The organism is Streptomyces sp. GLSS-08, from assembly GCF_056387915.1.
Genome location: NZ_JBWJAQ010000005.1, coordinates 335,302 through 357,528, shown reverse-complemented (window position 1 = coordinate 357,528; position 22,227 = coordinate 335,302). Strand labels below are relative to the sequence as shown.

Annotated in this window: 13 protein-coding genes; 6 read left to right on the top strand and 7 right to left on the bottom strand. The window is 71.6% G+C overall.

Translation table 11 applies throughout. The features are described from left to right. The first annotated feature begins 76 nt into the window (after window positions 1-76). The 4 genes from AC0ZLC_RS11840 to AC0ZLC_RS11825 all read left to right on the top strand — a co-directional run bounded on the left by AC0ZLC_RS11840 (window position 77) and on the right by AC0ZLC_RS11825 (window position 6,676). Complete coding sequence (locus AC0ZLC_RS11840; RefSeq protein WP_476751869.1) at window positions 77-3,193, top strand: alpha-N-acetylglucosaminidase; 3,117 nt, start codon at window positions 77-79, stop codon at window positions 3,191-3,193. Window positions 3,194-3,216: 23 nt separating this feature from the next. Beyond that, window positions 3,217-3,735, top strand: coding sequence for a tetratricopeptide repeat protein (locus AC0ZLC_RS11835; protein ID WP_476751932.1), 519 nt, complete (start codon window positions 3,217-3,219; stop codon window positions 3,733-3,735). A 62-nt stretch (window positions 3,736-3,797) separates the two neighbouring features. Beyond that, window positions 3,798-5,714: a hypothetical protein gene (locus AC0ZLC_RS11830; protein WP_476751868.1), complete on the top strand. Its 1,917-nt coding sequence runs from the start codon at window positions 3,798-3,800 to the stop codon at window positions 5,712-5,714. A gap of 260 nt (window positions 5,715-5,974) precedes the next feature. Further along, the gene (locus AC0ZLC_RS11825; protein WP_476751867.1) at window positions 5,975-6,676 is read left to right on the top strand and encodes a TetR/AcrR family transcriptional regulator; all 702 of its coding nucleotides are present in this window, start codon (window positions 5,975-5,977) and stop codon (window positions 6,674-6,676) included. A gap of 10 nt (window positions 6,677-6,686) precedes the next feature. On the opposite strand, the gene AC0ZLC_RS11820 is transcribed toward AC0ZLC_RS11825, so the two are convergent. From AC0ZLC_RS11820 to AC0ZLC_RS11790, 7 genes are all read right to left on the bottom strand, one after another. Beyond that, entirely contained in the window at window positions 6,687-7,043 is a 357-nt protein-coding gene (locus AC0ZLC_RS11820; protein ID WP_476751866.1) for a 5-carboxymethyl-2-hydroxymuconate Delta-isomerase, read from the bottom strand. A 146-nt stretch (window positions 7,044-7,189) separates the two neighbouring features. Beyond that, window positions 7,190-12,625 (bottom strand): pullulanase-type alpha-1,6-glucosidase, encoded by a 5,436-nt coding sequence (gene pulA / locus AC0ZLC_RS11815; RefSeq protein ID WP_476751931.1) that lies wholly within the window; start codon window positions 12,623-12,625, stop codon window positions 7,190-7,192. 236 nt (window positions 12,626-12,861) lie between these two features. Further along, window positions 12,862-14,244 (bottom strand): alpha-amylase, encoded by a 1,383-nt coding sequence (locus tag AC0ZLC_RS11810; RefSeq protein ID WP_476751865.1) that lies wholly within the window; start codon window positions 14,242-14,244, stop codon window positions 12,862-12,864. Between the two features lie 205 nt (window positions 14,245-14,449). After that, window positions 14,450-16,180, bottom strand: a complete 1,731-nt coding sequence (locus AC0ZLC_RS11805; protein WP_476751864.1) for a glycoside hydrolase family 13 protein — start codon at window positions 16,178-16,180, stop codon at window positions 14,450-14,452. A 170-nt stretch (window positions 16,181-16,350) separates the two neighbouring features. Next, window positions 16,351-17,259: a sugar ABC transporter permease gene (locus tag AC0ZLC_RS11800; protein ID WP_476751863.1), complete on the bottom strand. Its 909-nt coding sequence runs from the start codon at window positions 17,257-17,259 to the stop codon at window positions 16,351-16,353. Window positions 17,260-17,272: 13 nt separating this feature from the next. After that, window positions 17,273-18,277: a carbohydrate ABC transporter permease gene (locus AC0ZLC_RS11795; RefSeq protein ID WP_476751862.1), complete on the bottom strand. Its 1,005-nt coding sequence runs from the start codon at window positions 18,275-18,277 to the stop codon at window positions 17,273-17,275. Between the two features lie 131 nt (window positions 18,278-18,408). Further along, window positions 18,409-19,680 carry an extracellular solute-binding protein gene (locus AC0ZLC_RS11790; protein WP_476751861.1) on the bottom strand — a complete coding sequence of 424 codons (1,272 nt, stop codon included), beginning with the start codon at window positions 19,678-19,680 and terminating at the stop codon, window positions 18,409-18,411. Window positions 19,681-20,145: 465 nt separating this feature from the next. On the opposite strand from AC0ZLC_RS11790, the gene AC0ZLC_RS11785 reads away from it, so the two are divergent. Together AC0ZLC_RS11785 and AC0ZLC_RS11780 are read left to right on the top strand one after the other, a co-directional pair. After that, entirely contained in the window at window positions 20,146-21,180 is a 1,035-nt protein-coding gene (locus AC0ZLC_RS11785) for a LacI family DNA-binding transcriptional regulator (protein WP_476751860.1), read from the top strand. Between the two features lie 107 nt (window positions 21,181-21,287). After that, the gene (locus AC0ZLC_RS11780; protein WP_476751859.1) at window positions 21,288-22,154 is read left to right on the top strand and encodes a phosphatase PAP2 family protein; all 867 of its coding nucleotides are present in this window, start codon (window positions 21,288-21,290) and stop codon (window positions 22,152-22,154) included. Window positions 22,155-22,227: the final 73 nt, after the last annotated feature.

The following is a 22,227-nucleotide window of genomic DNA, read 5'->3' as shown; positions in this document are numbered from 1 at the left end:
CAGCTCCGTTCGCACCGTTGAGCACGGACGCCCGTCCGGTTAGCGTGCCGCACCTGTCGAGACAGGGGGCGCGCAGATGAACAGTCCGTCGCGACGCACGGTGCTGGGCACGGCCGGTGCCATCGGCCTCGGGACCGCCCTCGGGGTGACGGTCCCGGCCCACGCCGCAGGGAGCCCCGGCGAGGGCCCCGCCTTCGATACGGCTCCAGCACGCTCCGCGCTCAATCGGCTGCTGCCCGGACACGCCGAGCAGTACCACCTCCGTCCGGTCGCGTCCGCGGACGGGCGGGACCGTTTCCGGGTGACGGGCTCCACGGGACGCATCGAGGTGACGGGGACGAGTCCGGCCGTGCTGCTCACCGGCGTCCACTTCCATCTGAAGTACGTGTGCGGTGCCCACCTGGCCTGGAACGGCTCCCAGCTCCGCCTGCCGCGCCGGCTGCCCGCGCCCGCGCGCCCGCTGGGCCGGGACACCGCGCTCCCCCACCGGTTCGCGCTCAACGACACCAATGACGGCTACACGGCCCCGTACGCGGACTGGTCGTACTGGGAGCACCAGATCGACCTCCTCGCCGCGCACGGCTGCAACGAGGTGATGGTCGTCGCCGGCATGGAAGCCGTCTACCACCGCGTCCTGCGGGACTTCGGGTACACCGACGCCGAGGCCCGCGGCTGGCTGCCCGCCCCCTCCCACCAGCCGTGGTGGCTGCTGCAGAACCTCGCCGGGTACGGCGGTCCGCTCTCCCCCGCGCTGATCGTCCGGCGCGCGGAACTGGGCCGCCGCATCGCCGGCCGGCTGCGGGAGCTGGGCATGGCCCCGGTGCTGCCCGGTTACTACGGGCACGTCCCCCAGGGCTTCGTGGCGCGCAACGGCGGGGACGCGCACGTCGTGCCGCAGGGCGTCTGGCACGGCTTCCCGCGCCCGGACTGGCTGGATCCGCGCACCGGCGCCTTCGCGGAGGTCGCCGCCTCGTTCTACCGCCATCAGCAGGACGTGTTCGGCGGGGCCGCCCACTTCAAGATGGACCTGCTGCACGAGGGCGGCACCGCCGGGGACGTGCCGGTGCCGGACGCGGCCCGCGGGGTGGAGCGGGCCCTGCGGCGGGCCCACCCGGGCGCGACCTGGGTGATCCTCGGCTGGGAGGCCAACCCGCTGCCCGCGCTCCTCGACGCCGTCGACAGGGAGAGGATGCTGATCGTCGACGGTGTCTCGGACCGCTTCAGCGGCGTCACCGACCGCGAGCGGGACTGGGGCGGCACCCCGTACGCGTTCGGTTCGATCCCCAACTTCGGCGGCCGTACGACGATCGGCGCCCGGACGCATCTGTGGAACGAGAAGTTCTTCGCCTGGCGGGACAAGGCGGGCAGCGCGCTGGCGGGCACGGCGTTCCTGCCGGAAGCAGCCGACCGGGACCCGGCCGCGTTCGAGCTCTTCTCCGAACTGGCCTGGAGCCCCGGCCGGATCGACCGGGCCGCCTGGTTCTCGTCGTACGCCGACTTCCGGTACGGGCGGCGGGACCCCCGTGCCCGCGGCGCCTGGCGGGCCCTGCACGACACCGCCTACCAGCAGCGGGCCGTGGAGCGCAGCGACCCCCACGACTCGCTGTTCTGCGCCCGTCCCGACCTGGCGGCCGTCCGTGCCGCCGCGTACGCGCCGCGCGCCCTCACCTACGACCCCGGCCGCTTCGACGCCGCGCTGGCCGGGCTGCTCGCGGTGGCCGGGGACCTGCGCGGCAGCGCCGCGTACCGGTACGACGTGGTGGACGTGGCCCGGCAGGCGCTCGCGCACCGCAGCCGCCAGTACCTGCCGCAGCTGCGGGCCGCCCACCAGAGGCGGGACCTGCCCGCCTTCCGGGCGCTGGCCGCGCTGTGGCTGCGGCTGATGCGGCTGTCGGACGACGTCACCGGGACGCACCCGGCGTTCCTCCTCGGGCCCTGGGTCGAGGACGCGCGCCGGCTCGCCACGGACGACCGGGAGCGCGCCGAGTTCGAGCGGACCGCCAAAACGCTGATCACCGTGTGGGGCGGCCGGGCCACCTCCGACGCCGGGGACCTGCACGAGTACGGCAACCGGGAGTGGAACGGCCTGCTGGCCGACTTCTACCTGCCGCGCTGGCAGAAGTGGTTCGACGCGCTGGAGGCCGCCCTCGTCACCGGGACGCCGCCCGCCGCCGTCGACTGGTTCGCGTTCGAGGAGCCGTGGACCCGGGAGCGCACGGACTATCCGCTGCGGCCCTCCGGCGACCCGTACCGGACGGCCTCGCGCGTCAGGGACGTCCTGGCCCGCGCGCCCTACCAGGGCTCCCTCGCGGTCACCGCCGACCCGCCCGCCTTCCCGCCCGGCGGGCACGCGCGCGTGGAGGCCGTCTTCACCAACGTCAACGGCCTGCGCGCCACCGGCCGCGTCGACTTCGCGCTCACCGGTATTGCGGCGGATCCCGACGGTCCGACGTCCCTCGCCTCGGTGCCCGCCGCCGGGACCGCCGCCGTCCGCTGGCGGGCGAACGCCCCCGGCACTCCGTTGGACGGCCCGCTGCGCCCCCTGCCCTACACGATCCAGGTCCGTTACGGCCCGCGGGGCGAGGACCGGGTGCGAGCCGACTTCGACGGCACCCTCTTCGAGGCGGGGCCGCTCGCCGACGGCTGGACGACGTACACGAACAACGCGGCCGTCTTCGGACAGCTCGGCGACCGGTTCGCGATCGACGGCGCGGGTGCGGACCTGTGGAAGGGCACCGCGGAGTTCGGCACCCTCTACCGGGCGGGAGCCCTGACGGACGGAGCCGTCGTGACGCTCCGCGTCGACGCCCAGGCCGTCACAGGTCCCTGGGCCCGGGCGGGCATCGTCGCCCGCGACAGCCTGGCGACCCCCGGGTCCAGGGGCTTCCTCGACCTGGCGGTCACCCCGGCCAACGGGGTCGTGCTGTCGTACGACTCGAACGGCGACGGCACCCTCGACACGTACCGGCGCCTCACCGGGATCGCGGCGCCGGTGCTGCTGCGGCTGACGCGGGCCGGGGCCTCGTACACCGGCACGTGCTCGACTGACGACGGGGCGACCTGGCGGGCGGTGGCGAGCGTGCCGGTGCCGGGCGGGGCCGACGCCCAGGACGTGGGGATGTTCACGAGCGCGGCGAACGGGGGCGGGGGTGCGCGCGGGACCGCGGAGTTCAGCGGCTGGAGGATCGCGTGACTCCGTGGTCCGCACCGGCACGCCTGTGCGAGGGTGGGTCTGTGAACGACGACTGGGAAAAGCGCGTGGCGGCCGCCTGGGCCACCTTCGACGACTACGACGAGGCACGGGCGGCGGACTTCCGTGCGGTCATCGACGAACTCGTCGCCGAGCTGCCGGACGACAGCCCCGTCCGCCCCTTCGAGCAGGCCTGCGCCTGGGACTCGACGGGCCACTCGGACCGGGCGGTGCCGCTCTACCGGGAGGCGCTGGCGGGCGGACTCGACAGCTACCGCGCCCGGCGCACCAGGATCCAACTCGCCAGCTCGCTGCGGAACATCGGGCAGGCGGAGGACGGCGTCCATCTGCTCACCCCGGAACTGGTCGCCCCCTCCGACGAGCTGGACGACGCCGTACGCGCCTGCCTCGCGCTCTGCCTGGCCGACCTCGGCCGGGAACGCGAGGGCCTGGCCCTGGTGCTGGGCGCCCTGGCTCCCCACCTGCCGCGCTACCAGCGGTCGATGGCGAACTACGCCCGGCTGCTGGTGGAGCCCGACGCGTGAAGCCCCGGTCCGCTTCCCGCGGGCCGAGGTGACCAACCGACGATCCGCTCGTTCTGCTGAACGTGCAGTCACAGGATGTAGCCCTAGCCCCGCGCCCCGCACCCGGAACGGCCGTCGACGTCGAGCAGGCCGAGGCCGCGCTCGTCGAGCACTATCCGCGGCTCGTCCGGCTCGCCTATCTGGTGCTGCCGCCCAGCCTCGGCCGTAAGCGCCGGGTGCTGACGGCGCACGCCCTGACCCAGCGGGCGCTGCCACGCGGACGGACCGCCGCGTGCGTGATCCCCGCCCAGGCGAACGGCGACGACGGCGACCCGGGCTATGCCGTCGTGCGCCTCCAGGTGGTGCGCGGCGCGCTGGACGCCGCCCTGCCCCTGAAGCGGCCGGCCTGGCCCAAGCGGTCCCAGCTGCCCCCGCTGCTGCCGCAGGTGTGGGGCCTGAGGCTCTTCCCGCGTTCCGGCGGCGCCGACGAACTAGCCCTGGACCAGCGGCTGTCCGGCCTCACCGGACCGGCCCGCGCGGCCTTCGTCCTGCGCGCCCTCGAGCAGCTGTCCGACGCCGGCGTACGCGAGGTGCTCGACGCGGCGGGCGTCGGCAAGCCGGGTGCGGCGCTCGCGGAGGCCCACGCCCTGACCGGCCAGGACGAGCTGCTGCTCTCCCCCGCGTTCGACCCCTGCTCGCTGCACGCCCGCCCCACGGACCTGATGCGGCGCAGGCAGCACACGAAGGCCGCGCTCGCCGCCGCGGCGGCCGTCGCGGTGTGCGGGGCCCTGCTCGGGCTGCCCGGCGGCGGCTGGGGCCCGGACGGGGCCGCCGCACCCACGTACGCGCAGAACCCGGCCGCGGAGGCCGCGCTGGACCCGGCGCGGGTGGTGAAGGTGCCCGCGACGGCATGGCGGTCGTCGGCGCGCACCGACTTCTCCGTGTGGCCCGCGCGCGGAGACCTGACCGGGGACAGGGCCCTGCTGCGCCGGGCCCTCGCCGTGTGGGCCCGCCCGGGCGAGACCGTGCAGGTCTCGGCGACCCCGGGCACGCCGTCCGGCGCTGCCCCCGGCCCGCCCCAGCTCCTGTACGCGGGTGACGTCGACTCCGCGCGCGTGGTGCTCCTGTACGACGGTCTGCGCATCGTCCGGTACGCCGAGCCGAAGGGTTCTACGAACGGCGCCGCCCTCGACTTCGCGCGGGTGGACGGCGCGAGCGACGCCGAGTCGGGCGCGGTGGTCCTCGACCGCGCCGACGGCAACGTCCGCTATCTGACGGCGCCCTGGGTACGCAGGGCGGCCGAGCTGGATCTGCTGAAGCCCGCGGCCGCCCCCGTCGACCTGGGTCTTTCGCGGGACGGGGTGACGGGGCCGCTGGCGAGCCCGGCCCAGCAGGGCGGCACCTGCCGGTCCTGGCGGGCGCTGCGGCTGACGGGCGGCACCGTCGGCGCGGGCCCGCGCCTGCTGAGCGACCTCGGCGAACTGACCCCGGCCCACCTCACCGAGGGCCGGCCCGGCGCGCCCCGTGAGGCCACGCCGCAGAGCTGGTCGCCCTACGCCTGCTCCCTCGCCTCGGCGCGCTCGCAGGGCGTGCGGTCGGTGAACGCCTGGCAGTTCGCGCGGCAGTCGCTGCCCGACGCGAGCGGGGCCGGCGCGTGGGTGTGCACCCGGGCGGAGACCTGGCGGGGTGCCGACGCGCGCGTGCTGGCGCAGTTCCACACGCCGGGCGGGCGCTTCGGGGCGGTGGCGGCGAAGTCCGAGAACGCTCCCGCGTGCGGGTCGCGTGACCCGCACGTGCTGGCGGGCGTGCTGTGGAAGTCGGCCGCGGGGTCCTGGTACCTGCTCGCCGCCGGCAGCAGGGACACGGTCTCGGTCAGTGCGACGGGCGGAGTCCGCGGGACGGCACAGGGCAACCTGCTGACCCTGCGGACGGAGCAGGGGGCACGGGCGGAGCTGACGGGGACGCTGACGAACGGCGCATCGGTCACCGGACTGCGCTGAGCCGCGGGGACGGCCGGCGGCCTCCCGGCGGAGGGCTGCGGGTCCCCGCTGCCGGGCAGAGGGCTCTCGCCGGGCCCACAGGCAGCGCGTCTGCGAAGGGGAGGCCTGTCACCGGGACGCCCTGCCGGCGGACGCGGAGCGTGACGACCCGACGCTGGTCCGTGTCCCGCGGGCGAAGGCGAGCGCAGCGTGCCCGTCAGGTGAACACCCCTGGCCGGACCGGCCCGTTCCGGTACGGCTCCGATCGGTAAGGTGTTCGTATGACAACCGGGGTTCGCCGCAGGATGGGTGTCGAGGAGCGACGGGAACAGTTGATCGGCGTCGCCCTCGACCTGTTCAGCCGGCGTTCGCCCGACGAGGTCTCCATCGACGAGATAGCCTCCGCCGCGGGCATCTCGCGACCGCTGGTCTACCACTACTTCCCCGGCAAACTCAGCCTGTACGAAGCGGCGTTGCAGCGGGCCTCCGACGATCTCGCTGGGCGTTTCGTGGAGCCGCGGGAGGGGCCGCTCGGGGCGCGGCTGCTGCGGGTCATGCACCGCTTCTTCGACTTCGTGGACGACCACGGGCCCGGCTTCTCGGCGTTGATGCGCGGGGGCCCCGCCGTCGGCTCGTCGACCACCAACGCGCTGGTCGACTCGGTGCGCCAGGCCGCGTACGTCCAGATCCTCGCCCACCTCGGGGTGGAGAACCCGCCCGCCCGGCTGGAGCTGGTGATCCGCTCGTGGATCTCGCTGGCCGAGTCGACGGCGCTGATCTGGCTGGACGGGCGGCGGATTCCGCGCGGCGAGCTGGAGACGCAGCTCGTGCACGACTTCGGCGCGCTGGCCGCGGTGAGCGCCGCCTACGACGCCGAGATGGCCGCGCTGCTGCGGCGGGCCTTCGAGAACGAGCAGGCAGAGGGGCCCTTCACGGACCTCGCGGTCCGGCTGATCTCGCTGGCAACGCCCCCGGCGCCGTAGCCGCGGACCGTCACGCCTCGAACTTGCGGTACGACGGGTCGAGGTCGCGCACCTCGGCGGACACATGCAGGGCGAGGCCCCCGGCGGGCTTCACATACGTCTTGAGCAGCTCCACGACGGCCTCGGTCAGCTCGGCCTTGGTCTCCTCGCTCCGCCCGGCCAGGAGCCCGAGGGTGACGTGGACGACGGCGTGCCCGCCGGTGTCGGCGCCCACCACGGTGTCCTCGGCCGGACGGAACTGCGTCTTGCAGGCGCCGATCTTCGCGGCTGCCGTGTCGACGACCTGCGCGTGCAGCGCCTGCGCGAACCCGCTGCGGTCGAAGGCGTCGGCGAGCGTCGCGGAGTAGTCGACGGTGATCTGCGGCATGGGCACTCCTGTTCCAGGGGACGTTCCCGTCACCCTAGCCGCAGCGCGTGCGGTGCGAGGCCGTCCCTGGACGGGGGCCCGCGCGCAGCCGTGCGCCGGGGGCCGGTGGGGGCGGGCGCGCAGGCCCGCCCCCACCGCCCGCACCGCTAGCGCGAGGTGCGGGCGAACACCGCGACGGTGCGGGCCGGGACGGTGAACGTGCCGGATCCGGCCGTGTAGGCGGCGCGCTTCACGGTGGAGTCCGCGCCCGCCGCCTGCACCGGATGCAGCGCGTACGCGGTTCCGGCCAGGGCGTGGACCGTCTGTTCCCGCTTCTCGGGCGTCGCGTTGAAGACGACGACGAGGTCACCGAGCTCCATCGTGATCACGCCGGGTGTCTCGTCCTTGCCGGACAGCGGGAAGGAGAGCTCCGACTGGACCCGGCCGGGGGTGCCGAGCCGGAACGCGTCCTCGGTGGTACGGATCCTCAGCAGGTCCCGGTACGCGGCCGAGGTGCCCTCGATCTGCTCGCAGCCCACCTCGACCGATGTCAGCAGCGGTTTGGCGTAGGGCCACTTGGACTTGTTGTCGGCGGCCGGGGGCAGCCCGCGCCCGAAGCCGTTGCCGTCCTCGCAGTTCCAGTGGACGGCGTTGAACCAGTCGCCGCTGTCGTAGGAGTTGCGGTCCAGCGACTTGGAGCGCAGCAGGTCCGAGCCGGCCTGGGAGAGCGAAGGCCCCTGGGAGAGGGCCGCCGTCGCCATGGCGAGGACCTGCATGCGGGCCCGGCTGTCCGCCGAGGTGCCCTGGGGCAGCTTGTACGTCAGCGCGTCGAACAGCGATTCGTTGTCGTGCGCGTCGGTGTAGGCGAGGGCGTCGCCCGGCGCGTCGGCGTATCCGGCGGGCGCGCCGTTGTAGTCGACCTCGGAGCCCTTGACGTCCCTGCCGCCGGAGTCGGTGAAGCGGTATGCGGCGAGGTTGCCGCTCAGACCGACCTTGATGAGGTCCTGGTAGTGCAGCAGGCGTGCCTTCTGCTCGGCCGGGGTGCCGTTGGCGGCCGAGGAGTTGGGGTCGGTGTACAGGCCGGAGGCGAAGCCCTGGACGCCGGGGTCCTCGTCGAAGGGACCGCCGCCGCGCACGGCGTCCCGGGCCCGGTCGGAGAAGGTCGCGATGCCCGTGCCCGCCATGTTCTTCTGGGTGGCCTGCACGAAGCGGGCGTCGTCGGCGACCTCGCCGAAGTTCCAGCCCTCGCCGTACAGGACGATTTTTCTGCCGTCGACGCCGTCCTTCCGGAGGGTGAGCGCGTCGAGGGCCTTCCTGACCGCGAGGATGTTGGCCTTCGGGTGGTGCCCCATGAGGTCGAAGCGGAAGCCGTCGACCTTGTACTCCCGGGCCCAGGTGACGATGGAGTCGACCACCAGCTTGCCCATCATGGCGTTCTCGGTCGCCGTACCCGCGCAGCAGGTGGAGGTGGCCACCGAGCCGTCGGCCAGGAGCCGCTGGTAGTAGCCCGGCACGACCCGGTCGAGCACGGAGGTGCCGGCCTGGCCGCTCGCCGCGGTGTGGTTGTAGACGACGTCCATGACGACCCGCAAGCCGTCCTCGTTCAGCGACTTGACCATGTCACGGAACTCGACCGTGCGCCGGGTGCCGTCGGGGTCGCTCGCGTAGGAGCCTTCGGGGACCGTGTAGTGGTACGGGTCGTAGCCCCAGTTGTAGGCGTCCTCGGCGGCGGTCCTCGCCACGCACTCCTGCTGCTTCTCGGAGTCGGCCGCGTACGAGGCGAGGTCGCAGCCGGTGCTCGTGCGGCCGGTCTTCTTCTCGGGGACGGTGGCGATGTCGAAGGCGGGCAGCAGGTGCACGTACGACGTGCCGGCCGCGGCCAGTTCCCTGAGGTGCTTCGAGCCGTCGCCGTCCCTGTCGGTGAAGGCGCGGTAGGTGCCCCGGTCGGCGGCCTTCACCGTGCCGTCCTCGACGGAGAAGTCCCGGATGTGCAGCTCCTGGATCTGGGCGTCCTTGAGCGGCACCGCCTTCGGCTTCGTCAGGGACGACCAGCCGGCGGGTGCGAGGGACCGGTCGGCGAGGTCGACGACGAGGCTGCGTGCGGAGCCGGCGGTCAGGGCGACGGAGTACGGGTCGGTGACCTTGTTGGTGACCACCTTGCGGACGGTCGGCGCCCACACCTTGACGACGTACCGGTAGGGCTTGTTCTTCCAGGACTTCTTCCCGGTGACGGACCAGACGCCGGTGGCGGCGTCCCGCTTCATCGCGACGGTTGCGCCGCCTAGTTCGAGGCGCACCGACTGCGCGGTGGGCGCCCAGACGGCGAGCGTCGGCCGGCCCCGGTGGAAGGTGGGTCCGAGGTACGCCTTCGTCGCGTCGTACAGGTCGTCCAGTACGCCGGCGAGCTGCACGCCCGTCGCCGCGAGTACCGCGCCGTTCGCGGCGCGCTGGGAAGCGACGACCTGGCCGCGCAGGGCCGCGCGCACGCGGTCGCGGTCGCGCGGGTCGACGGACCAGGCCGTGTATCCCTCGAGGTGCGGGAACCGGGCCTTCTGCGCGTCGGTGAGGTGGGTCTTCGACAGCCGCAGCCAGCGCTCGTCGTCGCTGGTCAGCGTCCCGTTCGCGACGGCGATCGAGCCGTGGCGGGAGGCGAGGAGCTGGGTCGAGGCAGCCCCGTCGGCGCCGTTCCAGGCGACCGTGTCGCGGTCGATCCACACCGCCTTGGAGGTGGTCGGGTCGAGTGCGGCGGCACTGCCCGCGGGCTGCGGGAGCAGGTATTTCTCCTGGCCGCCCAGCATCCACACCTCGTGGCCGTCCGCCGTGAGGTCGAGGGACTGGTCGGTGGGGAGGTCCTTCGTGTCGCCCTTGTGCAGGATGTAGCTGAGGCTGGTGGCGTCCTCGGCGAGCGGCACCTCGAAGACGGCGCCGTACGCGTCCTTCCTCGCCGGTTCCAGGGGCTTGGACCAGTCCGTGCCGTTCGCGGCGCCGGTCCACACGTGCAGGCCCCAGCCGTCGTAGTCGCCGTCGGCGCGGTGGTAGTGCAGGACCGCCTTGGACCTGTCCGGCGCCGGGCCGTCGGGCCGCTCCGTGCGGAGGGCCTCCTTGCCCTGTTCGACCCAGACCTCGCCGGTCTTCGTGACGTCGATGGTGCGGTCGGCGGAGACGTCCTTGTTGCCGTCCTTGTCGATGACGAGGAAGCCCACGGTGGAGGCTCCCGGCTTCAGCTTGACGTAGGCGAAGGCACCGTAGGCGTCCCGGCCGACGAAGTCGTGGCCCGCGGGCCAGCTCGTGGACTCGCCGTCCGCGAGGTCGCCCCAGGCGTACAGCCGCCAGTCGGTGTAGTCGCCGTCGGGGCGCTTGTAGTGGACGACCGCGTAGTCCCGTGAGGAGGCGGTGGGCACCTCGGCGGCGGGCGGGGTCCCGGTGGTGCTCGTAACCGTCGCGCTCGCGGTGCGTCCGGCGGAGTCGACGACGACCGCCTTGTAGCGCAGGGCGGTGCCGGCGGGCACGTCCTCGCCGATGGTCTGGGTGACCTTGTACGGGGCGTGGTCGGCGGAGCCGAGGGTGCGCCACTTTCCGTTGCCGACCTGGGCGGCGAAGACGACCCGGTTCATCCGGCCGCCCTCGACGTCGGCGGAGACTTCGACGGTGCCGGTCGCGCCCGCGGCGGGGGACTTGAGGGTCAGGGCAGGCTTGGTCGCGGGGGCGGCGAGCCTGCCCGCCGCCTTCAGGACGACGGCGGAGCCGGCCGGGACGGCGACCGTCACCTTCCGGTCGGCGTCACTGGTCACGTCGGAGGAGGTCCCGTATATCCCGCGGAACCGCATGTCCGCCGAGCCCGTCGCGAAGGTCGCCTCGCGCTTCTCGCCGGCGTTGTTCACGGCGACGACGTACTCGACGCCGGTCCTTGCGTCCGTGCGGGAGAAGGCGTACACCCCGGGCCCGTCGGCCGCGTACCGCTCCGTCTGGACGCCGTCGGCGAGCGCCGGGTTGTCCTTGCGGAGCTCGGCGAGTGCGGCGATCCGCCGGTAGAGCGCGGCGCTCGTGTCGTAGGCGTCGCTCGCGTGCGTGCGGTCGGTGCCCAGTTCGTCGTCGTCGAGGTAGTCGGCGGCCTTTGCGGCGAACATCGGCTGGCGGGCGTCCTTGTCGCCGCCCGCGCCGGTGAAGCCCTGCTCGTCGCCGTAGTAGACGACGGGGTTCCCGCGGCCGAGGAACATCAGCTCGTTGGCGAGGCGGTCCTTCTTCAGCAGTTCGGCGTCGCTCGCCCTCGGGTTGTCCTGCTTGAGGAAGGAGCCGATGCGGCCCATGTCGTGGTTGCCGAGGAAGGTGACCTGCTCGTACGCGTTGGCCTTGTCCGTCGTGTACTTGTAGTCGTCACCGAAGACGGCGGCCAGCTTCCTGGCGCTGCCGCCCTGGGAGGCGTACGAGCGGGCCGCGTCCTGGAAGGGGAAGTCCAGCGTGGAGTCCAGGCGCCCCTTCGTCACGTACGGCGCGGTGACGGACGTGTCGGCGGAGTACACCTCGCCGAACATGAAGAAGTCGTCCCGGCCGCGCTTCTTCGCGTAGGCGTCGAGCGCCGTCGCCCACTGCGTCCAGAACTGCATGTTCACGTGCTTCACGGTGTCGATCCGGAAGCCGTCGATGCCGTAGTCGCCGACCCACTTCTCGTAGATCCGCTCCATGCCCCGCACGACCTCGGGACGCTCGGTCCACAGGTCGTCGAGGCCGGAGAAGTCGCCGTGCGTGGAGCTCTCGCCGGCGAAGGTGGAGTCGCCGCGGTTGTGGTACATCGTCGGGTCGTTGAGCCAGGCGGGGACCTTGGCGTTCCTCTTCGCGGCCGGCACGACCGGGGTCCGCGGGAAGGAGTCCTCGTCGACCTGCGGGAACGTTTTGGTGCCGTCCGCGTGGTCCGCGTCGTCGAACGGCTCGCCGTCCTCGGTCAGGTACGGGAAGGCGCCCTTGGCGAGGTAGCCGTAGGACTTCTCCCGGTAGTCGACGACGTCCGCCGTGTGGTTGGTGATGACGTCGAAGAAGACCTTCATACCCTTGGCGTGGGCCCTGGAGATCAGCGTCTTCAGGTCCTCGTTGGTGCCGAAGTGCGGGTCGACCCGGGTGAAGTCGGTGATCCAGTAACCGTGGTAGCCGGCGGAGGCGTCGGCTCCCGCACCCTGCACGGGCTGGTTCTTGAAGATCGGCGCCATCCAGATGGCGGTGGTGCCGAGGCCCTTGATGTAGTCGAGCTTCCTGGTCAGGCCCTTGAGGTCGCCGCCCTGGTAGAACCCCTTGTCGGTGGGGTCGTAGCCGGTCGACAGGCGCGAACCGGTCAGGCCGCCGCGGTCGTTGGAGGTGTCCCCGTTGGCGAAGCGGTCCGGCAGGACGAAGTAGAACTGCTCGCGGGTGGCGTCGTGCCGGGACGGCTCGGCGGCCAGTCGCGCGTCGGACGGCGGCGGGGGCGGGGGCGGGGTCGCGGCGTGGGCCGCGACGGGCTGCACGAGGGCGGCCGCGAGGGCGCCCACGACGACGGCGGCGAGCCGTCCGCGGTGCGGGGTCAGTCCGGAGTGCGCGGCGCGGCGCGCCCCGGGCGCCCGCCATCTCGGTATCAGGGCCACAGGCGTGAACTCCTAGCGAATACGGCTCGATTGGGTCCGACCCCACCACCGCGGCCCGGCTTCTGTGCCGGGCGCCGGCGTGACCGTACCGCTCACGCAAGCTTTACAGCAAGAGTCTTGAAAGCAGCGGCAAGAAGTTTCACGGAGGGCCCTGCCCGGAGGGTGGTCCAGCACACGGCCCGGCCTGCCGTGGGGGCGGCGGGCCGGGCCGTGGCGCGTGGTGCGGGGAGTCAGCAGCTGGACTTGCCGACGTGGATCGCCAGTGCCGTGTTGGCCGCGAGGGTGGCCGTGAACTGGCCGGAACCGTTCACCGTGACCGTCGTGTTGTTCTGCACGTTGCAGTACGTCCCGGCGGCGAGGGAGGTCTGATAGGTGCGGCTCAGCGAGCCGGACTCGTGGTTGACGGCCACGAAGCCCTTGCTGCCCCGGCCGAAGGCGATGGCGTCGCCGCCGTTGTCCCACCAGTTGGTGACGGCCTGGCCGCGGGTGGCGTTGCGGAAGGCCACCATGGACTTGATCTCGGGCCAGGCGTGCTGGCACTTCCAGCCGTTCTGCCAGCAGGCGGTGACCGTACCGCCGTTGGGCGGTCCCGCGTCCGCGTCGGAGAACTCGTAGCCGGAGTTGATGTCGGGCGCGCCGTACGGCCAGGCGAGCATGAAGACGTTGGCCAGGGTGTAGGTGGCGCCGTCCTTGTAGCTGAGCGTGGAGCCGTTGCGCTCGGTGTCGTGGTTGTCGACGAAGACGCCGGAGACGCCGCTGCTCAGGTAGCCCCAGCCCTCGCCGTAGTTCTTCAGGTAGGCGAGGTTCTCGTTGTTGAAGACCCGCTTGAGGTCGTACGCGTAGCGGAACTCCTGGACGTCGCCGTTGCCGGTGTACTCGCCGGGCTGGACCGCCTCGCCCGAGCCGTAGATGACCTCCTGCTTCCAGTAGGCGGAAGGCTTGGTCAGCCGGGACTTGATGTTCGCGAGGTCGGCGGCGGGTATGTGCTTGGCGCCGTCGATGCGGAAGCCGTCGACGCCGTAGCCGAGCAGGGTGTTGAGGTAGCCGGCGATGGTGGCGCGGACGTACTCCTCGCCGGTGTCCAGGTCGGCGAGCCCGACGAGCTCGCAGTTCTGCACGTTGGCACGGTCGGCGTAGTTGCCGACGGTGGCCGTGCAGTCGTTCATGTCGTTGGCCGAGTACAGGCCGGGGTAGTTGTACTTCGTGTACGACGAGCCGCCGGTGCCGGTGCCCGAGCCGGCGGACATGTGGTTGACGACGCTGTCGGCGACGACCTTCACACCCGCCGCGTGGCAGGTGCTGACCATGTTCCGGAAGGCGGTGGCGTCACCGAGGCGGCCGGCGATCCGGTAGCTCACGGGCTGGTACGAGGTCCACCACTGCGCGCCCTGGATGTGCTCGGCGGGCGGGGACACCTGGACGTATCCGTACCCGGCCGGGCCGAGGGTGCTGGTGCACTCCTTGGCGACCGAGTCGAATTTCCACTCGAAGAGGACGGCGGTGACGTCCTTGGTGCCGGGTGGGGACGCCTGGGCCACTCCTGTGGGAAGGGTGACCGAGGCCGCCATGCCCGCCGCGAGGACGGATATGGCGGCCAGAGTTCTCCTGGCCATGTGATCTCCTGCACTTCGTCGTGCGGGTGGGGGAGGTGCGGGGACCGAAGGTTGCGGACTGAACAACGCCGGTGTGATCGGGACCGTAGCGCTTGCCGACAAGTTTCAGCAAGATGTCGCAAGAAATTCCAACTCGCGTCGCGGTACGGCCCCTTGGCCCGCTCTCACCCCTGCCCGCCGAGGCGCAGGAGGCTCACCCGTTCGGTCAGACGCCCCACCAGACGGTGGTGTCCGCGGGCAGCTTCGCCTCGTCGCCCACGACGGTCACCGCACCGTTGGACACCAGCACCCGCCCGTACGCCGGGACCGTCACGGATGCGCCGCCGGTGTTCGCCGCGCAGACGAAGTCGCCCCGGCGGAAGGCCAGTACGCCCTCCGGCGCCGGCAGCCACTCGACGGCGTCGCCCGCCCCGAGGTCGGCGCGCTCACGCCGCACGGCCAGCGCGGTGCGGTACAGCTCCAGGGTGGAACCCGCAACGCCCGTCTGCGCCTCGATGCTCAGCTCGCCCCAGCCGGCCGGCTGGGGAAGCCAGCTGCCGCCGTCGCCGAAGCCGTACGAGGAGCCCTCGCGGGTCCACGGGATCGGCACCCGGCAGCCGTCGCGGAATCCGTCCTGCCCGGCGCCCCGGAAGTACGCGGGGTCCTGGCGCACCTCGTCCGGCAGGTCCACGACGTCCGGCAGGCCGAGCTCCTCGCCCTGGTAGAGGTACGCGGAGCCCGGCAGCGCCAGCATCAGCAGGGTCGCCGCCCGCGCCCGCCGCAGTCCGAGCTCACGGTCGCCCGCGGTGCGGATCTGCGTGCCGAGGCCGGCCTCGTTGGCGAAGCGCGTGGCGTGCCGGGTCACGTCGTGGTTGGAGAGCACCCAGGTGGCGGGGGCGCCGACCGGGCGCATCGAGTCCAGGGTGCGGTCGATGACGGAGCGCAGCTCGGCCGCGTCCCAGTAGGTGCCCAGGTACTGGAAGTTGAAGGCCTGGTGCAGCTCGTCGGGGCGCACGTAGTTGGCGGTGCGCTCGATGGTCGGGGTCCACGCCTCGGCGACGAAGATCCGCCCGCCCGTCACCCGCGCCCGCCCTTCCGAGGAAGGCCCTTCGGGCCCCGTCTCGTCTCCCGCGTACTCGTCGAGGATCGTGCGCCACTGCCGGTAGACGTCGTGCACGCCGTCCTGGTCGAAGAACGGCATGACATCGTTGCCCAGCAGCTTCAGCTGCTCGTGGGATCCCAGGTCCGGCAGGCCCGCGGCCTTCACCAGCCCGTGGGCGACGTCGATGCGGAAGCCGTCGACGCCCATGTCGAGCCAGAAGCGCAGGATCGAGCGGAACTCGTCGCCGACCGCGGGGTGCTCCCAGTTGAAGTCGGGCTGCTCGGGCGCGAAGAGGTGCAGGTACCACTCGCCGGGGGTGCCGTCGGGCTCGGTGACCCGGGTCCAGGCCGGGCCGCCGAAGATGGACTCCCAGTCGTTGGGCGGCAGTTCGCCGTCCGGGCCCTTGCCGGGCCGGAAGTGGTAGCGCTCCCGCAGCGGCGAGCCGGGGCCCTCCCGCAGCGCGCGCTTGAACCACTCGTGCTGGTCGGAGGAGTGGTTGGGCACCAGGTCGACGATGATCCGCAGGCTCAGCCCGTGGGCGTCGCGGATCAGCGCGTCGGCGTCCAGGAGGTTGCCGAACATGGGGTCGACGGCGCGGTAGTCCGCGACGTCGTAACCGGCGTCGGCCTGCGGCGAGGCGTAGAAGGGGCTCAGCCACACGGCGTCGACACCGAGGTCGCGCAGGTACGGAAGTCGGGAACGTACGCCCTCCAGGTCGCCCATGCCGTCGCCGTTGCTGTCGGCGAAGCTGCGCGGATAGACCTGGTAGATCACCGCGTCGCGCCACCAGTCGCGGTGCGCGGCGACGGTGGCGAGAGCGGAGGTCGGGGCCTGGTCGGCGGAGTGCTGGCTCATGGCGTCCTTGATGCGATGGGGGTCCCCCCGGCCGGACGGGGCCGGGAGCGGGGGGAGCAGTTCGGGTCATGGAAGCGGGTGATGAGGCGGCCGCGACGCCGGCGGGGTCGGATGGGCGTCGCGGCCGCCACCCGCGCGCGGTGCGCGCGGGAGTCCTGGTGTGGCGGGCGTCAGCCCTTGGTGCCGCCCGCCGTCAGGCCGCTCACCAGGTTCTTCTGCACAAGGTAGAAGAAGGCGGAGACGGGTATGGCGACCAGCACCGCCGTGGCGGCCATGAGGTTGCGCTGCGCGTCGTGCTCGCTGACGAAGCTCTGCAGGCCGACGGCGAAGGTGTACTTCGTGTCGGACAGCATGAACGTCGAGGCGAAGGCGACCTCGCCGAACGCGGTGATGAAGCTGTAGAACGCGGCCACGGCCAGGCCCGGCTTGGCGAGCGGCAGGATCAGCCGCAGGAACGTGCCGAAGGGGTTCAGCCCGTCGACGCGTCCCGCCTCGTCGATCTCGAAGGGGATGGTGTCGAAGTATCCCTTGAGCAGCCAGGCGCAGTACGGCACCGCGGTCGAGCAGTAGACCAGGATGAGGCCCAGGTAGCTGTCGATGAGCTGGAGGTCCGACAGGATCTGGTACATCGGCACGATCAGGACGGCGATCGGGAACATCTGGGTGACCAGGAGCACCCACATGAACTTCCGGTAGCCGGGGAAGCGCATGCGGGAGACCGCGTAGCCGGTGGTGGCGGCGACCATGACGCCGATGGCCGAGGTGCCGAGCGAGACGATGAGCGAGGTCTTCATCCACGCGAAGAAGTTCGTGTGCTGAAGCACGAACGCGTAGTTGTCGAACGTCATCTTGTCCCAGATGCGCCCGGGGTGGAGGTAGTCGTCCTTGTCCGGGCCGAGGGACAGGTAGACCAGCCAGGCGATCGGGAAGAGCGCGATCAGGCTCGCGGCGATCAGGATGCCGTGGGACACGACGGAGCCGGCGCGGGTGTTCTCGCCCCGCCGGGGACCCTTGCGCGGAGCGGGGCCCGGGGAGACCTGGTCCGCCGGGGCGGACGTCGGAAGTGTCGTGGTGCTCATGGGGGCTCCCGCCTCAGATCGCGAGCTGCTGGTCATTGCGGTTCAGCCAGCGGCGGTAGAAGGAGGTGAAGACGATCAGGATGGTCAGCAGCAGGATGCCGTAGGCCGCCGACTGCGCGAAGTCACGCGGCTGCTGGCCGAAGCCCAGGTAGTAGGCCCAGGTGACGAGGATCTGCGCGTCCGGGGCGGTGTTGCCGAACAGCAGGAAGATGACGGCGAACTGGTTGAACGTCCAGATGACGCCGAGGAGCACGACGGTGGAGCTGACGGACCGCAGACCCGGCAGGGTGACGTGCCGGAACCGCTGCCAGGCGTTCGCGCCGTCCATCTCGGAGGCCTCGTACAGGGTGGAGTCGATGGACTGCAGGCCGCCCAGCAGCGAGACCATCATGAACGGCACGCCGCACCAGGTGTTGACCATGATCGCGGCGAACCGCTGCCAGAAGGTGTCCTCCAGCCACAGCGGTGTCGGCAGGTGCACCGACTCCAGCACGGAGTTGATGACGCCGCCGTCGGCGAGCATGAATCGCCAGCCGAAGACGGTGACGAAGGTCGGCACGGCCCACGGCAGGACCAGCAGCAGGCGGTAGAAGGTGCGGCCGCGCAGCTTCTGGTTGAGCAGCAGCGCCAGGCCGAGGCCGATGACGTAGTGCAGCGTGACGCACAGCGCCGTCCACACGATCGTCCAGATGAAGTGCGACCAGAACCGGTCGTACGACGTCGGGCCCCACAGGATGTCGGCGTAGTTGTCGAGGCCGATGAACTCGTAGGTGGCGTCGATGTGGTTGACGCCGATCGTGCGGGCCGAGTTGAGGCTGTTGGCGTCCGTCAGCGTCAGGTAGAGGCCCCGCGCCAGCGGATAGAGCACCAGCACGCCGAGCACGAGGACCACCGGGGTGATCATCGCGTACGCGTACCAGTACTTCTGGTACGAGTGCCGGATGCGCTCGATGCGGCCGGGCCGGCGCCCGCGGTCACCACGCCGCTCGCCGGTCGCTCTGTCGATGGCGACTGTCATGTTTCGACACCTTCTGCAAGTTCAGGAGTTGGTCGCACGCCCGGCGCCGGCGACGGCTCGGCCGGGGCGCACAGGCCGGGTGGCCGTCGGATCCTTCCCCCGGTGCAGGCGGATCCGACGGCCACGCGGGGTCACTTCTTGAAGTCGGGGACCAGCTTGGCGATCGCGGTCTCCGCGTTGCTCAGGCCCTTGTCCAGCGACTCCTTGCCGCCGGCGATCTTCGGCAGTTCGGTGTCGAGCGGACCCCACAGCGAGCTGTACTCGGGCAGCGCCGGGCGCGGCTGGGCGGCGGCGAGCACCGTCTGGTAGCCGGCGATGCCCGGGTCGGCCTTGACGTCGGCGGTGTAGGCGTCGTCGCGGGTCGGCAGCGTCGAGTTCTTCAGGGCGATCGTCTCCTGGGACTTCGCCGAGGTCATGAACTTCACGAACTTCAGCGAGGCGTCCTGGTGGGCCTTGTCCGAGCCCGCGTAGACGGAGAGGTTGTGGCCGCCGGTCGGGGCGCCCGGCTTGCCGGTGGAGCCGGCCGGGACGGTGGCGATACCGAGGTTCGCCTTGTCCTTGAAGGCCGAGCCCTTGTAGAAGTTCGTGATCTCCCAGGGACCCTGGACGATCGCGGCGACCTTGCCGTTGACGAACGCGTCCTGGATGTGGGCGTAGGCGTCGGCGGTGGTGTCGGCCTTGTGCAGGCCCTTGCCGCTGAACAGGCCCTGCCAGGTCTCGAAGCCCTTCTTGGCCTCGGGCGAGGCGACGGTGATCTTCTTGGCGTCGGCGTCGACCGTGTCGGTGCCCTCGCCGTAGAGGAAGGACTGGGCGTAGTAGGCCTGGGTGGAGCCCCAGTAGCCGTCGACGCCCGTCTTCTTCTTGACCGTGGCGGCGGCGGTCTTCAGGTCGGCCCACGTCTTGGGCGCTTCCTTGATGCCGGCCTTCTCGAAGAGCGCCTTGTTGTAGACGAGCGCGAGGGTGTCGGTGACCAGCGGCACGCCGTAGGTCTTGCCGTCGTACTTGGCCTGCTCGATCAGGCTGGACTTGAACTTGTCCTGCTCGGCGAGAGCCTCGGTGCCGTCGAGCGGCAGGAAGTAGCTCTTCTTCGCGAAGGCGGGGGTCCAGCCGACCTCGGAGCGCAGCAGGTCGGGGGCGCCCTTGGAGCCGGCGGCGGTGTCGAACTTGTTCTGCGCCTGGTCGAACGGCACGTTGACGTACTTGACCTTGACGTCGGGGTTGGCCTTCTCGAACTCCTGGACGAGGGCCTTGTACGTCGGCGCCTCATTGGTGGCGTTCGAGGTGTCCCACCACGTGATGGTGGTGGGGCCGTCCGACTTGTCGCCGCTGTCGTCGCCGCCGCACGCCGTCGCCGAAAGGGCGATGGACGCCACCAGAGCGGTGGCCGCTATGCCACGCCGCATGAGATCTCCTTGAGGGTGAAAGCCCGAGTGGTTGGGGAAGCGGTCCCGCCCGCACCCCTTGCCGACTTGCCGACTGCGCCGTTGCGTCCGCCGGGCGACGTGAACGTAACAGCGTTGCAAGCGCCGCGAAAGAGCTTGCAGCAAAAAAGTGCAAGGACCGCCGAGAGTTACGCCGCCGTGACCTCTCCCAGGCACCCGGAGGCCCCGTACCGGGCCGATCAGCGGACTCCGGGCCGTCTGTGCAAGACTCTGCAAGCTCTTGCCAGGGCTGCCGTGTACGAGGATCATCGGCCCGTCAGCGCCTTGCAGGAGCCACCCCTTCCCGCGGCGCACGCGCGGGACGCCGAGCCGACCAGAACACGAGGGAGCCCGATGACGCAGCAGCCCGGAGCGAGCCGTTCAACCGGCCGCGCACGGCGCCTGGTTGGTGGGCAACGGGAGACCCGGCCGGTACAGTCCAATCCCGTGACCACACGGCTTGCCGACATCGCAGCCCAGGCGGGGGTCAGTGAGGCGACCGTCAGCCGCGTCCTGAACGGGAAGCCGGGCGTCGCCGCCACCACCCGCCAGTCCGTCCTGGCCGCCCTCGACGTCCTCGGCTACGAGCGTCCGGTCCGGCTGCGGCAGCGCAGCGAGGGACTGGTGGGGCTGATAACCCCGGAGCTGGAGAACCCCATATTCCCGGCGCTCGCCCAGGTGATCGGCCAGGCGCTGACACGCCAGGGCTACACCCCGGTGCTGGCCACCCAGACCCCCGGCGGTTCCACCGAGGACGAGCTGACGGAGATGCTCGTCGACCGGGGCGTCGCCGGCATCATCTTCGTCTCGGGACTGCACGCGGACACCTCCGCGGACATGCAGCGCTACGAGCAGCTGCGCGCCCGGGGCGTGCCGTTCGTCCTCGTGGACGGTTTCTCGCCGAAGGTGCAGGCCCCCTTCATCTCGCCCGACGACCGGGCGGCGATGAGCCTCGCGGTCACCCACCTCGTCTCGCTCGGTCACACGAACATCGGTCTCGCGCTCGGCCCGAAGCGGTTCGTGCCGGTGCAGCGCAAGATCGAGGGCTTCGTGCGCACGATGCAGGAGCAGCTGGGCCTGCGCCCCGACGACATCGAGGAGCGGCTCGTCCAGCACTCCCTCTACACCCTGGAGGGCGGCCAGGCGGCTGCCGCGGCGCTCATCGAGCGGGACTGCACGGCGGTGGTGTGCGCCAGCGACATGATGGCGCTGGGCGCGATACGGGCGGCGCGGCAGCTCGGCCTGGACGTGCCGAAGGGCATCTCGGTCGTCGGCTTCGACGACTCGCCCCTCATCGCCTTCACGGACCCGCCGCTCACCACGGTCCGCAAACCGGTGCCGGCCATGGGTCAGGCGGCGGTGCGCACGCTGCTGGAGGAGATCGGCGGGACGCCCGCGCCGCACAGCGAGTTCGTGTTCATGCCGGAGCTGGTGGTGCGGGGTTCGACCGCTTCCGCCCCCGGGGACCGCAATCGTCCCTGAGGGGGAGAACGCCCGGCCCGGGTGCTCCGCTCGGAGCAGGAAATGCGGCCTGAACCCGACCAGGGGATGATCGGTGGGGGAAGGCTTTTCTGGCAGACTCTGTCCTTATGGGTGAGATCACCGTGACGACACTGGAAGGCCGGAAGCAGGCCCCTCCCGAGTCCGTCGCGGACAGCTCGAACGACCGCGCCGGCCGGGCCCTGCTGCGCCGGCTGCGTACCCCACGCCGCCCCCGATTCTGGTTCGAGATCCTGCTGATCGGCGTGAGCTACTGGACGTACTCGCTGATCCGCAACGCGGTTCCGGAGCAGAGGACGCAGGCGCTGCGCAACACCGACTGGATCTGGCGGGCCGAGCACCATCTCGGGATCGCCGTCGAGGAGTCGGTCAACCACGCCGTGAACTCGGTGACATGGCTGATCGTCGGGATGAACTACTACTACGCGACGCTGCACTTCGTGGTCACGCTGGGTGTTCTCGTGTGGCTCTACCGCAGCCACCCCGGCCGGTACGCGGCGACGCGCACGGCGCTCTTCGCGACGACCGCCGTCGCCCTGGTCGGCTACTACTTCTACCCGCTCGCCCCGCCCCGGCTGATGGGCGGCGCCTTCGTCGACACCGTCCTGGTCCATCAGACCTGGGGCTCCATGGCGTCGGGTGACCTGAAGAACATGTCGAACCAGTACGCGGCGATGCCCTCGATGCACATCGGCTGGTCCCTGTGGTGCGGTCTCACGATCTTCGCCCTGGCCTCGGCTCCATGGGCCCGCGTCCTCGGCCTGCTCTACCCGGCGGCCACCCTGGTGGTCATCGTCGCCACGGCCAACCACTTCTGGCTGGACGCGGTGGGCGGCATGATCTGCCTGGCCTTCGGCTTCGTGGTCGCGGGAGCCTGGTACGGCGCCCTGCCGTACACCCTGCCGCGCCGGGTACCGGAGCCGGGCGGGCCGCTGCGGCGGCCACTGAAGGCCTGACCGGCCGCCGCGGGGCGACCGCCGACCGCCGACGGCCTGACCGGGACCGGATGCTCCCGAGCCGACGGGCCTC

What these genes read in the sequence shown, in the direction of transcription:
- AC0ZLC_RS11780 (WP_476751859.1), top strand. Translation starts at nt 21,288, where the DNA reads ATGGGTGAGATCACCGTGACGACACTGGAAGGCCGGAAGCAGGCCCCT.
- AC0ZLC_RS11840 (WP_476751869.1), top strand. Translation starts at nt 77, where the DNA reads ATGAACAGTCCGTCGCGACGCACGGTGCTGGGCACGGCCGGTGCCATC.
- AC0ZLC_RS11790 (WP_476751861.1), bottom strand. Translation starts at nt 19,680, where the DNA reads ATGCGGCGTGGCATAGCGGCCACCGCTCTGGTGGCGTCCATCGCCCTT.
- AC0ZLC_RS11795 (WP_476751862.1), bottom strand. Translation starts at nt 18,277, where the DNA reads ATGACAGTCGCCATCGACAGAGCGACCGGCGAGCGGCGTGGTGACCGC.
- AC0ZLC_RS11810 (WP_476751865.1), bottom strand. Translation starts at nt 14,244, where the DNA reads ATGGCCAGGAGAACTCTGGCCGCCATATCCGTCCTCGCGGCGGGCATG.
- AC0ZLC_RS11820 (WP_476751866.1), bottom strand. Translation starts at nt 7,043, where the DNA reads ATGCCGCAGATCACCGTCGACTACTCCGCGACGCTCGCCGACGCCTTC.
- AC0ZLC_RS11825 (WP_476751867.1), top strand. Translation starts at nt 5,975, where the DNA reads ATGACAACCGGGGTTCGCCGCAGGATGGGTGTCGAGGAGCGACGGGAA.
- AC0ZLC_RS11805 (WP_476751864.1), bottom strand. Translation starts at nt 16,180, where the DNA reads ATGAGCCAGCACTCCGCCGACCAGGCCCCGACCTCCGCTCTCGCCACC.
- AC0ZLC_RS11800 (WP_476751863.1), bottom strand. Translation starts at nt 17,259, where the DNA reads ATGAGCACCACGACACTTCCGACGTCCGCCCCGGCGGACCAGGTCTCC.